This window comes from Paenarthrobacter sp. TA1.8 (assembly GCF_048595705.1).
Lineage (GTDB): Bacteria > Actinomycetota > Actinomycetes > Actinomycetales > Micrococcaceae > Arthrobacter > Arthrobacter nitroguajacolicus.
In genome coordinates this window covers 912,714-927,778 of the sequence record NZ_CP184287.1, presented here as the reverse complement: position 1 = coordinate 927,778, position 15,065 = coordinate 912,714, and the positions used below count along the sequence as shown (strand labels likewise).

Genomic DNA, 15,065 nt, shown 5'->3' with positions numbered 1-15,065 from the left:
CTAATCCTTACCATCGACCAGATCGGCCAATGGGTTACCAACACCCTCCTTTATGAGCCGCATCACAAGCAATAGCTGACGGAATCAGCCGCAAGTTTGGCCGAATCAGTCAAAGCTTGCCTTTGGTTGCTTCGAGGCTTCCGTCGCTTTCTGTGACCGGGCACACTTTCAGGCAGTAGCAATCCAGCAAAGGAGCACCATGCCTGACACCCTTGGCGAGCTGTCCGCCGTCGAACTCTCCGCAGCCATCCGAGACAAAAAGGTTTCGGCGCGCGAAGCCCTGGCCGATCACCTGGAGCGCATTTCCGAGGTCAATCCCGCAATCAACGCCGTGGTAACCCTCGACCCGGAGGGTGCCCAGGCCCTGGCGCTTCGCGCCGACCAACTCACGGCTTCCGGGGCCGCGTTGCCACCCCTCCACGGCCTGCCCATGACACACAAGGACACCAATAACACCGCCGGGATGCGTACCACCCAGGGCTCACTCGCCCTGCGTGACTTTGTTCCCGCCGCCGACGACCTCATCATTGCGCGCTTGAAGGCTGCCGGTGTGGTGAGCACCGGAAAGTCGAACGTTCCCGAGTTTGGTGCGGGCTCCCACACTTTCAACGATCTCTTCGGAACCACTACCAACCCTTACGCTCCCACCCTGAGTGCCGGCGGCAGCAGCGGCGGAGTGGCCGCCGTCGTCGCCGCCCGGGTCCAGAGCATCGGCGACGGCAGCGACATGGGCGGATCGCTCCGTATCCCGGCGTCTTTCTGCAATGTGGTGGGCTTCAGGCCGTCGACGGCGGTGATCCCCATGCCGTCCGACGCCAACGCCTATGCGTGGCTGGGGAGGACTGGACCAATGGCCCGAAGCGTGGAGGACATTGCGTTGTTCATGTCAGTTACGGCAGGCAAGGATCCGCGCGTGCCGCATCCGACAGGGCTGGATCCCGAAGTTTTCCGTGCCAGCCTGGAAACAGACATGCGGGGAGTCCGGATCGGCTGGTCCCGCGACTTTGGCATCGGCGTGCCCGTGGAAGCCGAAATCCTGGAGTATTTGGAACGTCAACTGGCGGTCTACGAGGGCCTTGGAGCAGTCGTGGAAGAAGCCACCCCGGACTTCAGCGAAGCGGACCTGGTGTTCGGCAACACCCGTGCCTTGGACTTCGCCGCGGGCCTTGGGCCGATTCTGGAGCGAGCCGGCGATGTCATCAAGCCTGAGGTGCACTGGAACGTGGAGAAGGGATTCGCCCTCACGGCGCGGGATTTGATTGAAACCGCAGCCGCCCGCAGCCGGTTGGAATTGAGCGTCCAGGATTTCTTTGGCCGGTACGATCTCTTCGCCAGCCCCTGCGCCCAGGTACTCCCCTTCGACGCAACGCTGAGGTACCCCTCTGACATTGCAGGGGTACCTTCGGAGACATACCTGGACTGGATGCGATCGGCTTGCCTCCTGTCCGCGACGGGACTTCCCGTACTCAGCGTTCCGGCCGGGTTCAGCTCCACAGGCCTGCCCATCGGCCTCCAGCTCGCCACCAACCACTATGCGGATATGCAGTTGCTCCGTTATGGCCGTGCCTTCGAGCAGCAGACCGGCTACGCGGCCGTTGCCCCCGTGATGACGGCTGAAGCGGCGCCGCTTACGACGGCGAGCGCATAACCCGTCCCCCGCGTTTGCGGGCGTCGAGAAGGATGGAAACGTCTACGCCGGCTGCGCCCTGAGCCCACTCCGAGTCGGTGATGAAACGGTAGAGGGACGTCATATCCTCCACGGTCACATCCGCCATGATCTGATAGTCACCGGCGATTGCCACGGCGTAACGGACAGTGTGAAGCTCGGCAAGACTTTGCCCAACGTGCTCAACATGCTGCGGCGAAGCCCGGATCCAAAGGAGTGCTTCGACACCCAGGCCGAAAGATGACGGTTCAACGATCGCCGTCAAATGAACTTGGTTATTGGCCAACAACCATTCACTGCGTCGGCGGGCAGTGGCTTCCGAGACTCCGACTCTGCGTCCCAGCGCTTCGAAGCTCATCCGGCCATCAGCACAAAGTGCATCAACGAGCTCGTTGTCCTGCCGGTTCAGGTCTTGCCGCGGGACCAGGACGCCGGAGTCTTGCGTGAGACCCGAGCGGAGGGCCTCCGCCTTGTCTGCGGGCAGAATCTCCGGCCGCCACCCCCTGATGGTCCGGAAATAGCGGAGCACAGGGTAGCTGGTGGAATCCCGCAAGCCGAGGGTAGATGGCAGCTCATCGGACAAGACGTCACCCATGCGTGCCGGCTCAGTGAGGATTTCTGCCACGCAATCGCCGGTTCCGGTGGTGGTGTAGACAAACGTCGTGTCTGCCCGTTGCGACAGAGCGTGGGCGGCTGCCCGCACCGTTCCCGGCATGCACCGCATCTCCACCAGCACCACCGCTTGCTTTGGCCTGATTCCCACCACTGCTACCGCTCCGGACTCCAGGAGCTGGGATCCCCGGCGCGCAACAGTGCGCTCCGCTTCCCCTAAAACGGCAGCGATTTTCCGCCAAGGGCATCGCGGATCCAGTTGCAGCGCCGCAACGATCTGCCGCTCCAATGCGTCAAAAGCCACCATGCCAACTCCGTCCGTCCGCGTCGATCAATTTCAACACAGACTTCGGCGCACTTCGTCACTGTGGTGAGTATCGTCGTCGAGCGTTAACGGCAGGTGCCCCGCCCCCAAGGGGGACGGGGCACCGCGGTAAAACTCGAGGGTTATGCGAAGTCGGAGACTGCCGGGTCCGGACCGATGCGGCCTTCAGCGCCGCGGTCCAAGCCGTTGATGGCCTCGACGTCGGTGGCGTCCAGTGCCACGTTGAGCGCTGCGAAGTTCTCCTGGATGCGGGACTCCGTGACGGACTTGGGGATTACGACGTTGCCGATAGCCAGGTGCCAGGCGATGATGACCTGCGCCGGAGTGGCATCATGCTTGGCGGCGATCTCAGCCACGGTAGCGCTTTCGAGCAGCTCGCCACCCTGGCCCAGCGGGGACCATGCCTGAGTCAGGATGCCCTTGGAAGCGTTGAATTCGCGGAGGTCGGCCTGATTGAAGAACGGGTGCAGCTCAACCTGGTTGATGGCCGGTACAACACCGGTCTCATCGATGATGTGCTGCAGGCCTTCTTTGGTGAAGTTGGAGACGCCGATGGACTTGACCCGGCCGCGCTTCTTGAGCTCGATGAGGGCTTTCCAAGTGTCCACGTACTTTTCCTGCTTGGGCTGCTGCCAGTGGATCAAGTACAGGTCCAGTGTCTCGAGGCCGAGACGATCCATGGACTCCTCGAAGGCAGCGAGGGTGGATTCGTAGCCCTGGTCGGCGTTCCAGAGTTTGGTGGTGATGAAGATTTCCTCGGCGGAGAGACCAGAGGAAGCAATGGCACGGCCGACGCCTGCCTCGTTGCCGTAGATCTTGGCGGTATCGATGTGGCGGAACCCGGCTTCGAAAGCCTGGCGCACCACCTTTTCGGCTACATCGTCTTCAACTTGCCACACCCCGTAGCCGAGCTGGGGGATGGTGTTGCCGTCGTTGAAAGTAAGTGTTGGTGACGAAGTCATGTTTGCCATCCTGCCAGCAAGCGGTCGCCAAAAGCGCCGAATGTTACGCAGATCAGCTATACGCTTAACTTCTTGCATGCAGGGAATAAAGGCGTGCGCTGGTAGTTGCTAACGCGCTGCATTCAGCGCAGTTGCGCTTCAGGCTCCCAGTTGACGCTCCGCATCCGCAACCTGCTCGAAAACTGATTCCGCCCGGCGTCGAACGGACAACGCGCCCACTGGCACGGGTCCCACGGCCAACCTCAACATAGCTGCGGCCTCAGCCGTAGTGGCCAGGGAATTTCCTGCTTTGGATAGGGCCCGGTGAACGCCGGAAAGTCCTCCCGGGACGTCCAAGCCGTCGCTGGGAGACCTTTTCTGGGCTTCGACGCAGATGGTCCTGACCCGAGGCGACAACTCGGCGAGTTCGTTGGCTATTTGCACGAGCTCGTTGTAGAGCTGCTCATCATCCACGCCCTCAAGGACTTGGTGGTACCGATCCAATCCCCGATGAAAACGGTCATGGGCACGGCGCCACAGCCCCTTGCCAAGCTCCAGATCGTCTTTCCGCCCTTGCCGGACGGCCCCAAAGAAACCCACCTGCGAACTCAGAGGTACTGACCCGGACCGTGGTCGGGGTCTTCCCTGCGGCCCTGGGTGGCAGCGCCGGGTGCACCGGGTGCAGCCGCCCGCTGCGGTTGGCCGTTTTCGCCGATGACGATGCCCGGCGCAATCACAGTTCCGGGCGGGAGCTGACGGAGTTGCATCTGAGCGGCAGCGTGCTCTTTGGCAGCTTGCTGTGCGGCGATCGCCGCCTGGATGCCATGGAACAAGCCCTCAAGCCAACCAACGAGTTGTGCCTGCGCAATGCGAAGCTCCGCATCAGAAGGGGCTTTTTCGTCCGGGAGGGGCAGACTGATCCGTTCCAACTCCTCGATGAGTTCAGGAGCCAGCCCATCTTCAAGTTCCTTGATGGACCGCTCATGAATCTCAGCAAGGCGACCGCGAGCAGCGTCGTCCAACGGCGCTGCCTTAACTTCTTCCAGGAGCTGGCGGATCATGGTGCCGATCCGCATCACCTTGGCCGGCTCATCAACGAGTTCGTGAAGGTTACCTCCCTTGGGTTTGGCGCCCTTCGCCACCTCTTCCGGCTGGGGTTGCTGTCCGTTGGGCGCCTCGAGGCCCTCTTCCAGCGTTGTTCCCTCCACGGGGGTGTCGTCCGAAGCCTCATCCGTGGGCTGAATGTTGTTCAGATCGCTCATTCGTTCATACTCTCACGTGCTCCACGCGAACCCCCGTCCAGGCCCTGGTTTTGGACTTCGTTCGTAGCGAAACTTCGTCGCGCATGCCGCCTCAGCAGCACCTTCCTTGGGGATTGCTGTCCTGGCGGTCCATCCGGTCCCGCCAGAACTCGCGTTCGGTCATGGCGGGACCGGAATGGCCGGTAGCTTCAAAATGCTCCAGGTACTTCCGGTACGCGTCCGCACCCATGAGCGAGCCCATGTAGGTGGCGAAGCCCCGAAGGCCCTTAACGACGGTATTCATCAGTGCCGGCCTTCATTAGCGGTGGCCGGCCTTCTGTGTTCGTTTCTCCGCAGGCAGGGCGTTCCATTCTGCGAGCAACGTCTTCTCGGCAGCCGTCGGGAAGAGCCCCGCCGGTGCGTACACCTTGGAAGGTACAGGCGGGTCTTCGTGGTCCTGACCGCCGCCGACGCGGATTGCCTTGATGGTTGCCAGTAGGGCGGCGACGATCACGATGATGCTCAAGGTCACGAAGATCACCGAAAGCACGCCCTGGATCATGGTGTTGCGGACCACGGCTTCCATGGCTGCAACGGTCTTGGCCGTGCCGAACTCCGTCTTGCCGTCAGCCAGTGCCTTGGAGAACGCCTGATTGTTGGCGAAGTATCCCACAGCCGGGACCGGCGAGAAGATCTTGTGGAAACTGGCCGTGATGGTCACAACCGCCGCGAAAGTCAGCGGAACTGCCACGATCCACAGCCATTTGAACACTCCCCGTTTAGCCGTGATGGCAAGGCAAACAGCCAGTGCAATGGCTGCCAGCAACTGGTTGGCAATGCCGAACAGCGGGAAGAGCGTGTTGATTCCACCCAGCGGATCGGTGACACCCATCAGCAGCACAGCACCCCAGGCACCCACCATAATTGCCGTGCACAGCCAGGCTCCGGGCCGCCATGAGGCTTCCTTGAACTTGGGGACAAAATTGCCGATGGAGTCCTGCAGCATGAAGCGGGCAACACGCGTTCCTGCGTCCACTGCGGTAAGGATGAAGAGGGCCTCGAACATGATGGCGAAGTGGTACCAGAAAGCCATCATTCCCGGGCCGCCGATGAACTGCTGCATGATGTGGGCCAAACCGACTGCCAGCGTGGGAGCGCCACCTGAACGGGAGATAATGCTTTCCTCGCCGACGTCCTTCGCTGTTTGAGCCAGCACGTCCGGGGTGATGTTGACATTGGCCAGGCCAAGGCTGTTCACCCACTGGGCTGCAGATTCCACGGTCCCACCGGTGAGGGCCAGGGGCGCATTCATGGCGAAGTAGATACCACGGTCGATGGAGATCGCAGCCACCAAGGCCATGATGGCCACGAAGGATTCCATCAGCATTCCGCCGTAACCGATGAAACGGGTCTGCCGTTCCTTCTCAATCAGCTTGGGGGTGGTTCCCGACGAGATGAGTGCGTGGAACCCGGACAGGGCGCCACAAGCGATCGTGACGAACAGGAACGGGAAGAGGGCACCGGAGAACACCGGGCCGTTCTCCCGGCTGGCGAACTCACTGAACGCCGGGACGGTGATTTCCGGACGCACCACGATGATGGCCAGCGCGAGCATCACGATCACGCCGATCTTCATGAAGGTGGAGAGGTAGTCACGCGGAGCCAGCAGCAGCCAGACCGGCAGGATTGCGGCGATGAACCCGTAAACGATGATGCCCCAGGCAATGGTGACCTTGTCCAGGTGGAAGAAGGCCGCGCCCCACTCGGTACCGGCGACGGCGCCGCCTCCAATGATGGCCGCCATCAGGAGCACAAAGCCGATGATGGACACCTCCATCACCTTGCCCGGCCGGATGAAGCGCAGGTAGACACCCATGAACAACGCGATGGGGATGGTCATACCCACCGAGAACACGCCCCACGGGCTCTCACCGAGGGCGTTGACCACCACCAGGGCAAGGATGGCCACGATGATGATCATGATGAGCAGCGTGGCCACGAGGGCTGCCGTACCACCGATAACGCCAAGTTCCTCGCGCGCCATCTGGCCGAGTGAACGGCCACCGCGGCGCATGGAGAAGAACATGACCAGGTAGTCCTGTACGGCGCCTGCAAGAACGACGCCGATGATGATCCAGATAGTGCCGGGAAGGTAGCCCATCTGGGCCGCGATGACGGGTCCCACCAACGGTCCGGCACCGGCAATGGCGGCGAAGTGGTGGCCGAACAACACGTTCCTGTCAGTACGGACGTAGTCCTTGCCATCGGCTTTGTACTCGGCAGGGGTAGCGCGGCGATCGTCCGGTTTGAGCAGGTAACGCTCAATGACTTTGGAGTAGAAGCGGTAGCCGATCAGGTACGTACAGACAGCGGCGAAAACGAACCAGATGGCGTTGACGGTTTCACCGCGCACCAGGGCGAGCATGAACCACGCCACTGCTCCCAGCAAGGAGATAGCAACCCAAAGACCGATCTTGGCGGGGGTCCACCTGCGTTCTTCCGCTTCGCGCACCGAGTCGTCAACAGCCGGTGCAGGCAGCGTAGGATCCAGTCCTTCCACGAGTCCGGCCTGGTCAGGAATCTTGCCCATATCTCCTCCTTGAGAACTGCTGCGCTGCCGTGGCACGAACGCGCGTCACGGGCAAGCTAGCAAAGAGGTTCCCTGGTGCGTGGCGAAACTCACCGCAGCATGGATTGGCTGCGGTGAACGGTAGCTATCGTGCGACCAGCGGTGTCTAACCGACGCCGCGCCCGTCGTTCCCGCGCCCTTGCACCATGCGGGCCTCGCAGAGATCCAACCAGCGAACTTCCGCCTCTGCCTGGAAAATCAAAGAATCGAGCACCAGTAGCCAAGCAGTATCCGACGATCTTTGGTTGGCGGAGACGGCCTTTCTCGCCTGCGTATGCTCTTGCAGAGCCTTGACCGAGACCTCGCGTTGGGACTGGATCACCGCAGAAGTATCCACGTCAGGAAGCGTCACTGCGAGCGCCAGCTTGATGGCAATTTCGTTCCTTGGAGGATTGCCCCGGTCCACTGCACCAGCGAACCAGGCCTCAACTTCCTCAGCCCCCGCGTCAGTGATGCTGTAGACGACGTGCCCGCCGCCGTCGTCGCCGTCCTTGCTGACTAAACCGTCGCGCTCAAGCCTGTCCAGGGTTGTATAAACCTGGCCGATGTTCAACGGCCAGGCGGCACCGGTACGGTCCTCGAACTCGACTCGCAGCTCATAGCCGTACCGCGGCTGGTCCTGGAGCAGGGCCAGCAGGCTGTGCCGGATGGACATATGGCTCCTCGCTGCAGTTGGGCGGATAAATACAGTTGAACCGGCGGATCAGAGGAGCAGGAGGACCTTGCCCACATGCTCCCCGGAGTCGAAGTACTCGTGCGCTTCCCGAACATTCTCCAAGGGGAAGGACTTGGCAACGAGGGGCCTGATCCTGCCGTCGGTGAGCATGGGCCACACGAACTCGCGCACGGCGGACATGATGATTCCCTTCTCGGCGACCGGTCGCGGCCGGAGGGCTGTTCCGATAACGGCTGCCCTCTTGCTGAGGAGCAGACCCAAGTTGAGCTCCGCTTTTGTTCCGCCTTGCAGGCCGATGACGATGAGTCGTCCGTACTCGGCGAGCGCCTCGACGTTCTGTTGCAGATATTTGGCACCGACGACGTCGAGGATCACGTCGGCGCCTTTGCCTCCGTTGTGCGCCTTGAGGCTTTCAGCGAAGTCTTCTTCGGTGTAGTTGATGGCGATATCGGCACCGAGGAAGGCCTTGGCGGTGCCGACCTTCTCATCAGTGCCGGCCGTGGTGGCCACCTTCGCGCCATAGGCTTTGGCCAGTTGAATAGCCATGGTGCCGATGCCACCGGTGGCGCCATGGATGAGTACAGTCTCGCCGGGTTGCAGCTGTGCGGTCATGATCAGGTTCGAGTACACGGTGGCGGCAACTTCGGGCAGGGCAGCGGCTGTAACCAAGTCCACGCCTTCAGGAATACGGAGTACCTGCTCCGCCGGAACGGCGACCTGCTGGGCGTAGCCACCGCCGGACAACAGTGCCACGACTTTGTCGCCGACGGAGAACGCTTTGGTTACGCCGGGGCCGAAAGCCGAAATGCGGCCGGAGACTTCCAGTCCGGGAACTTCCGATGCTCCCGGGGGCGGCGGGTAGAAGCCGCGCCGCTGCTGGACGTCGGCGCGGTTCAAACCCGCAGCCACCACGTCAATCAGGACCTCGCCCTCGCCCGGCACTGGTGACGGGACCTCACGGACTTCGAGGACTTCGGGTCCGCCTGGCTCTGAGATGTAGACGGCTTTCATGAAGAACTCCCGGTTTCTTGCGTGTTTTCCAGACCCGGGGCAGGGGCTGGAATACGTGATGTTTTGGAACAGCCAACTCCCTATGAAACACTACTAGGCGAGGAAGGTTGTCCGAGCGGCCTAAGGAGCTGGTCTTGAAAACCAGTGTGCGGTAACCCCGTACCAAGGGTTCAAATCCCTTACCTTCCGCGAATGAAATGCCCCGGGTTCCAGGACCCGGGGCATTTTTGTCTCTTGGAGCCAGCCCCGCGGACGCGTGTCTGCGGCGAAGTCGCCCGGAACTGAGAACTGACACCCGGAAGATCATTGAAAGTGTCAGAGGCCCCGCATAGTGTTCTGACTGTCGCCACCCCGCTGACATCGGCCGCAGCTTTGGCTGCGGAATAACAACAGGAGCCTCACCTATGCCCAAGCCTGATATCACTCCCGGTTCCCCCTGCTGGATTGACCTCATGACGTCCGATACGGAGAAGGCCAAGGCCTTTTACACGGCTCTTTTCGGCTGGACCTATGAAACCGGAGACCAGGAGAAGTACGGCGGCTACATCACGGCTTCCAAGGACGGCCGGATGGTCGCGGGCATCATGGAGAAGCAGGCGGACATGGGAGCCATGCCGGACGTTTGGTCCACTTACCTCCGCACGGATGACATCAAGGCGACCACTGAGGCCGCTGCCGCCAATGGCGGCCAGGTGTTCCTGGAACCCATGGAGGTCCCTGAGCAAGGCAGCATGGCCATGTACGGGGATGCCTCAGGCGCCGCTATAGGCGCCTGGCAGTTCGGTGAAATGAAGGGCTACGAGATCGCGGCGGAGGCAGGAGCTCCCGCTTGGCATGAACTACTGGCCAAGGATTACGATTCCGCAGTCACGTTCTACCAGCGTGTCTTCGGCTGGGACACGGAGGTCATGAGCGATACTCCCGAGTTCCGTTATACGACCCTCGGCGCCGGCGACGACGCCAAGGCAGGCATCATGGACGCTTCCGGATTCCTGCCCGAACAGGTCCCCTCCATGTGGAGCGTTTACTTCGCGGTGGAGGATACGGATGCCGCCGTGGAGCAGGCCTCGGCCCTCGGTGCCACGGTCATGCAGCCCGCCGAGGACACACCGTTCGGGCGTTTGGCCACGTTGTCCGACCCCACGGGAGCTGTTTTCAAGGTCATTCAGGACTCGGGGCAGACCGCCTAATCGGCCGCTTTCCGGGTCCTTGTCCGGACCCTCATTGTTGACCCAGGGTCAACCCTCTATTCATCCGTTCGTGTTCAGCTAGGCCCGAGGCAGCTTTACCCGGGAGTAACTTCCGGTACCCGCCCACTTCATAAGACAGTGGGCGCCATTCACGGAGCCCCACAGGGCTCACTGATGAAAGTTCGAGCGGATGAAACTTATGCATTGGAAATCCTTGGCGGGCACTGTCCTGTCGGCTGGGTTAATCACCGCCCCGTTGACGGCCGCGCCGGCCTTTGCAGCTGATGAGCTCGCCGTCGGCCCTTCCCCGGTGGTGATCAACGAGGCCTATCTCAGCGGTGGTAGCAGCGGTGCCGCCTTCAAGAACAAGTTCGTTGAACTTTACAATTCCTCGGACGCACCGGTCAGCTTGGCGGGCTGGTCGCTGCAATACCGGGCAGCCACGGCCACAGCAGCACCCACAGGAATCACTCCCCTGACGGGAAGCATTCCCGCGAAGGGGTATTTCCTGGTCCAGGGTGCCACCAACAGCGGGACTTCCACGGCACCGGCGCTTCCCGCGGCCGATGTGCAGGCCACAGGAACGCTGAATCCCAGCGGAACCACTGGAACACTCGTCCTGGCCAAGCAGGCCACTGCTGTCTCTCCGCTTCCGGCGGGGTCGGTGACGGGCAACGCCGCCATCGCTGACCTCTTGGGCTATGGCAGCTCCAACACCTTTGAGACTGCCGCTGCCACCGCACCTACCAGCAACGCGGACGTCGAAAGCTTGAACCGCGCCAATGGTGTGGACACCGACTCCAACGCCGCTGACTTCAGCCTCAGCGCAACCATCACCCCCACTGCCTCCAACGGTGGCGGAACCCCGCCGGTTGACCCCCAGCCGGAGCCCGGCGTCAAGACCATTGCCGAGATCCAGGGCACCGGTACGGCCAGTCCGTTTGTTGGCAGCACCGTGACCACCAACGGCAAGGTCACCGCTGTCTACGCAACCGGCGGCTTCAACGGCTACTACGTGCAGACCGCAGGAAGCGGCGGTGAAAGCGCGGGGGCGGCGAGGACGGCGTCGGACGCTTTGTTCGTCTATTCACCGTCAACGACGTCGGCGGTCCAGCCCGGCGACTACGTGCAACTCACCGGTGTCGTCAGCGAGTTCGCCAGCCAAACCCAGCTCACCGTTGAGGCGGCAGGGTTGCAGAAGCTTACCGAAGCGGCGCCGGAGGTGAAGTCCACACCGTTCGCGCTGCCCGCAAATGAGGCCGCACGGGAAAGCCTGGAGGGCATGCTCCTGGCTCCCCAAGGTGACTTTACGGTCACGGACAACTACTCCCTGAACCAGTACGGCGAGATCGGCCTCGCGGCCGGCAAGTCACCGTTGGTGCAGCCGACGGCGGTAGCCAGCTACGGTTCGGCGGAGTACGCCGCTGTGGTGGCGGATAACGCTCTGCGCGGCATCAAGCTCGACGACGGCGCGTCCACCAACTTCCTCAAGGACGCCACCACCAAAGCCCAGCAGTTGCCGTACCTGACCACGTCGGATCCTGTACGCGTTGGCTCCCCGGCGCAGTTCCGGACCGACGTCATCCTGGGCTACGGCAACAACTCCTGGAAGTTCCAGCCACTTACCGCCCTGACCGCGGCCAATGCTGAGTCAGTTCAGCCTGCCAGCTTCACCGCGACCAGGCCTGAAGGTCCTGCGGATGTAGGGGGCAACCTCAAGCTGGCATCCTTCAACGTACTGAACTACTTCCCCACCACAGGCGACCAGCTCGCCGGCTGCGTCTTTTACACCGACCGAGACGGCAACCCCATCACGGTCAAGGAAGGCTGCAATGCCCGCGGTGCTGCCAACGCCGAGAATTTCGAGCGCCAGCAAAGCAAGATCGTCGCTGCCATCACCAAGTCCGGCGCCGACGTCGTATCCCTTGAAGAGATCGAAAACTCCGCGCAGTTCGGCAAGAACCGCGACGACGCCCTCTCCAAGCTGGTGGATGCCCTCAACGTCAAGACCCCCGGAGTCTGGGACTATGTGCGCACACCTGCCAACGCTCCCCCGCTCAGCGACGAGGACATGATTCGCACTGCATTCATCTACAAGAAGGCAGTGGCCGAGCCCGTGGGTGAGTCCATCATCCACAACGACACCGTGGCCTTTGCCAGTGCGCGCAAGCCCCTCGCACAGCTCTTCAAGCCGGTTGGCGGAGACGATGACAAGAAGTTCATCGCGATCGTGAACCATTTCAAGTCCAAGGGCTCCGCCGCCACCCCGGATGACACGGACAAGGGCCAGGGCGCCTCGAACATTGCCCGCACCAAGCAGGCTGAATCACTCCTCGCGTTCTCCAAGGACCTCCAGGCCTCCAAGGGCACGGACAAGGTCTTCCTGATCGGCGACTTCAACGCCTACGCCAAGGAAGACCCCATCAACGTCCTCACCACAGCCGGATACACCGACCTCGAGGCGGGTACAGGCAAGCACTCCTACCTCTTCGGCGGCATGGTGGGCTCCCTGGACCACATCCTGGCTTCCCCGGCCGCACACAAAGTGGTCACCGGAACCGACATCTGGAACATCAACTCCGTGGAGTCCGTCGCGCTGGAGTACAGCAGGTATAACAACAATGTGACCAACTACTATGCCGGGGACGAGTTCCGGGCCAGCGACCACGATCCTGTGGTGGTGGGCCTGAACCTTACTGCTGACCAGCCGGCGACAGTTGACTTGCAGTTCCTGGGTATCAACGACTTCCACGGCCGGATCGACTCCAACACAGTCCTCTTCGCCGGAACGGTTGAGAAGCTCCGCGCTGCAGCTGCCCCCGGCGCTACCGCTTTCATTTCCGCCGGTGACAACATCGGCGCTTCCCTCTTCGCTTCTTCGGTAGCCAAGGACCAGCCAACCATCGACGTCCTGAACGCGCTCGAGCTGCAGGCTTCGGCAGTGGGCAACCACGAGTTCGACGGCGGCTGGGCGGACCTGCGCGACCGCGTCGCAGCCGGAGGTGCCAACGCGAAGTTCGCCTATCTGGGTGCGAATGTCTACCAGAAGGGCACCACAACGCCGGTCCTGCCGGAGTACAAGGTCCTGGACATGAACGGCATGCGGGTGGCAGTGATCGGTACTGTCACGCAGGAAGTTCCCTCCCTGGTGACGCCGGCCGGCATTACCGACCTTGAGTTCGGCGACCCTGTGAAAGCCATCAACCGGGTGGCCGCGAAGATCAAAGCCGAAAACCTGGCCGACCTCATCATCGTGGAAAACCACGACGGAGCTGCTTCAGGAACGCCTGAGGGCGCCACGTTGGAGCAGGAAGTTGCAGCCGGCGGACCCTTCGCGAAGCTGGTCAACGAAACCACTCCTGACGTCGCCGCGATCTTCACGGGTCACACGCACAAGGAGTACGCCTGGGACGCCCCGGTACTGGACGCCAACGGCCAGCCGACCGGCAAGACCCGACCCATCGTACAGACCGGCAACTACGGCGAGAACGTGGGCAGCGTGACCCTCACCGTGGATACCGCAAGCAAATCAGTCACTGCTTACAAGGCCGCCATCGTGGACCGGACAACAGAAACCGCTGAAAGCCTCGTCGCTGCCTACCCACGGGTGGCTACTGTGAAGACCATCGTGGACAAGGCACTCGCCGAGGCTGCCGTCATCGGCAATCAGCCGGTGGGCGCAGTGACCGCTGATATCACCACAGCCTTCACCCCGGATCCTGCCGGCGGTGCCCCCAAACGGGACGATCGCGCGAACGAATCCACGCTTGGCAACCTGGTGGCGGACTCCCTGGTGGATACGCTCAAGGCGCCCGAACTGGGTTCCGCGGAGATCGGCGTCGTGAACCCCGGCGGGCTGCGTAACGAGCTGTACTACGCGCCGGACGGCACCATCACTTACGCCGAGGCCAACGCGGTCCTGCCTTTCGTGAACAACCTCTGGACCACCTCCCTCACAGGTGCGCAGTTCAAGACACTCCTGGAACAGCAGTGGCAGACAAATGCTGACGGGACCATCCCCAGCCGCCCGTACCAGCAGCTTGGAGTGTCCAAGAACGTCAACTACACCCATGACGCCGCCCGCCCGGCTGGTGACCGCATCACCGGTATTTGGGTCAACGGCGCTGTGATCGACCCTGCCAAGCAGTACAGGATCGGGACGTTCAGCTTCCTGGCTACCGGCGGTGGCAATTTCCGGATCTTCAAGGAGGGCACGGACACAAAGGACACAGGCCTGGTGGACCGCGATGCGTGGATCAAGTACCTGCGCGAACACAATCCTGTTTCACCGGACTTCGCACGCCGTTCCGTTGCCGTGGCCAACACCACAGCGGCTGAGGTCAAAGCCGGCGACTCCATTACCCTGGCCGTCACCAAACTGAACCTCACCTCCATCGGCAGCCCCGCCAACGCAACGCTGAACGCCGTCTTCGTGGACGCTAAGGGCGCCGCCGTGGCGCTCGGCTCCGTCCCCGTGACCTCAGGGGCCGCCACAGTGGACCTTAAGGTTCCCGCCGCGGCGGCTGCAGGCACCGGCACAGTGGTGCTCACCGCCGTCGAAAGTGGAACCGTGGTGAAGGCCTTGGTGACAGTGGCTGAGAGCGGTCCGAACCCGCCGCAGTGCACCGCGCCTACCAAGCCGTCCAAGTGGTACGACATCGCAGGATGGCTCCGATACGCCTCTGCGTGGGTGGAGTATCAGAGGTGCCTGAGGGGCTAACCCCCTGAGCCATCCGGCCTGCCGGAAGCAACAGCGGGGCCCCTCACGATCTTC

Annotated in this window: 11 protein-coding genes and 1 tRNA gene; 4 read left to right on the top strand and 8 right to left on the bottom strand. The window is 62.2% G+C overall.

Translation table 11 applies throughout. The annotated features are described in order from the left end of the window. Positions 1-199: 199 nt before the first annotated feature. Entirely contained in the window at positions 200-1,648 is a 1,449-nt protein-coding gene (locus ACNAOT_RS04555) for an amidase (RefSeq protein ID WP_420180191.1), read from the top strand. On the opposite strand, the gene ACNAOT_RS04550 is transcribed toward ACNAOT_RS04555, so the two are convergent. The 8 genes from ACNAOT_RS04550 to ACNAOT_RS04515 all read right to left on the bottom strand — a co-directional run bounded on the left by ACNAOT_RS04550 (position 1,629) and on the right by ACNAOT_RS04515 (position 9,101). Next, positions 1,629-2,585 (bottom strand): Lrp/AsnC family transcriptional regulator, encoded by a 957-nt coding sequence (locus ACNAOT_RS04550; protein ID WP_420180190.1) that lies wholly within the window; start codon positions 2,583-2,585, stop codon positions 1,629-1,631. The two genes, ACNAOT_RS04555 and ACNAOT_RS04550, sit on opposite strands and share 20 nt — an antisense overlap. A gap of 140 nt (positions 2,586-2,725) precedes the next feature. Further along, positions 2,726-3,565 (bottom strand): aldo/keto reductase, encoded by an 840-nt coding sequence (locus ACNAOT_RS04545; RefSeq protein WP_420180189.1) that lies wholly within the window; start codon positions 3,563-3,565, stop codon positions 2,726-2,728. A gap of 138 nt (positions 3,566-3,703) precedes the next feature. Further along, complete coding sequence (locus ACNAOT_RS04540; RefSeq protein ID WP_420180188.1) at positions 3,704-4,144, bottom strand: hypothetical protein; 441 nt, start codon at positions 4,142-4,144, stop codon at positions 3,704-3,706. 8 nt (positions 4,145-4,152) lie between these two features. Continuing rightward, the gene (locus ACNAOT_RS04535; protein WP_364307956.1) at positions 4,153-4,806 is read right to left on the bottom strand and encodes a bacterial proteasome activator family protein; all 654 of its coding nucleotides are present in this window, start codon (positions 4,804-4,806) and stop codon (positions 4,153-4,155) included. Positions 4,807-4,897: 91 nt separating this feature from the next. Beyond that, positions 4,898-5,089 (bottom strand): YbdD/YjiX family protein, encoded by a 192-nt coding sequence (locus ACNAOT_RS04530; protein WP_091465449.1) that lies wholly within the window; start codon positions 5,087-5,089, stop codon positions 4,898-4,900. Positions 5,090-5,104: 15 nt separating this feature from the next. Then, positions 5,105-7,375: a carbon starvation CstA family protein gene (locus tag ACNAOT_RS04525; RefSeq protein ID WP_420180187.1), complete on the bottom strand. Its 2,271-nt coding sequence runs from the start codon at positions 7,373-7,375 to the stop codon at positions 5,105-5,107. Between the two features lie 145 nt (positions 7,376-7,520). Continuing rightward, entirely contained in the window at positions 7,521-8,069 is a 549-nt protein-coding gene (locus ACNAOT_RS04520) for a PadR family transcriptional regulator (protein ID WP_420180186.1), read from the bottom strand. 48 nt (positions 8,070-8,117) lie between these two features. Then, complete coding sequence (locus tag ACNAOT_RS04515; protein WP_420180185.1) at positions 8,118-9,101, bottom strand: NAD(P)H-quinone oxidoreductase; 984 nt, start codon at positions 9,099-9,101, stop codon at positions 8,118-8,120. Between the two features lie 101 nt (positions 9,102-9,202). On the opposite strand from ACNAOT_RS04515, the gene ACNAOT_RS04510 reads away from it, so the two are divergent. From ACNAOT_RS04510 to ACNAOT_RS04500, 3 genes are all read left to right on the top strand, one after another. Continuing rightward, positions 9,203-9,290 (top strand) — tRNA-Ser (locus ACNAOT_RS04510). A 215-nt stretch (positions 9,291-9,505) separates the two neighbouring features. Beyond that, positions 9,506-10,291, top strand: a complete 786-nt coding sequence (locus tag ACNAOT_RS04505; protein WP_420180184.1) for a VOC family protein — start codon at positions 9,506-9,508, stop codon at positions 10,289-10,291. Positions 10,292-10,481: 190 nt separating this feature from the next. Further along, positions 10,482-15,011, top strand: a complete 4,530-nt coding sequence (locus ACNAOT_RS04500) for an ExeM/NucH family extracellular endonuclease (RefSeq protein ID WP_420180183.1) — start codon at positions 10,482-10,484, stop codon at positions 15,009-15,011. The last annotated feature ends 54 nt before the right edge of the window (positions 15,012-15,065 follow it).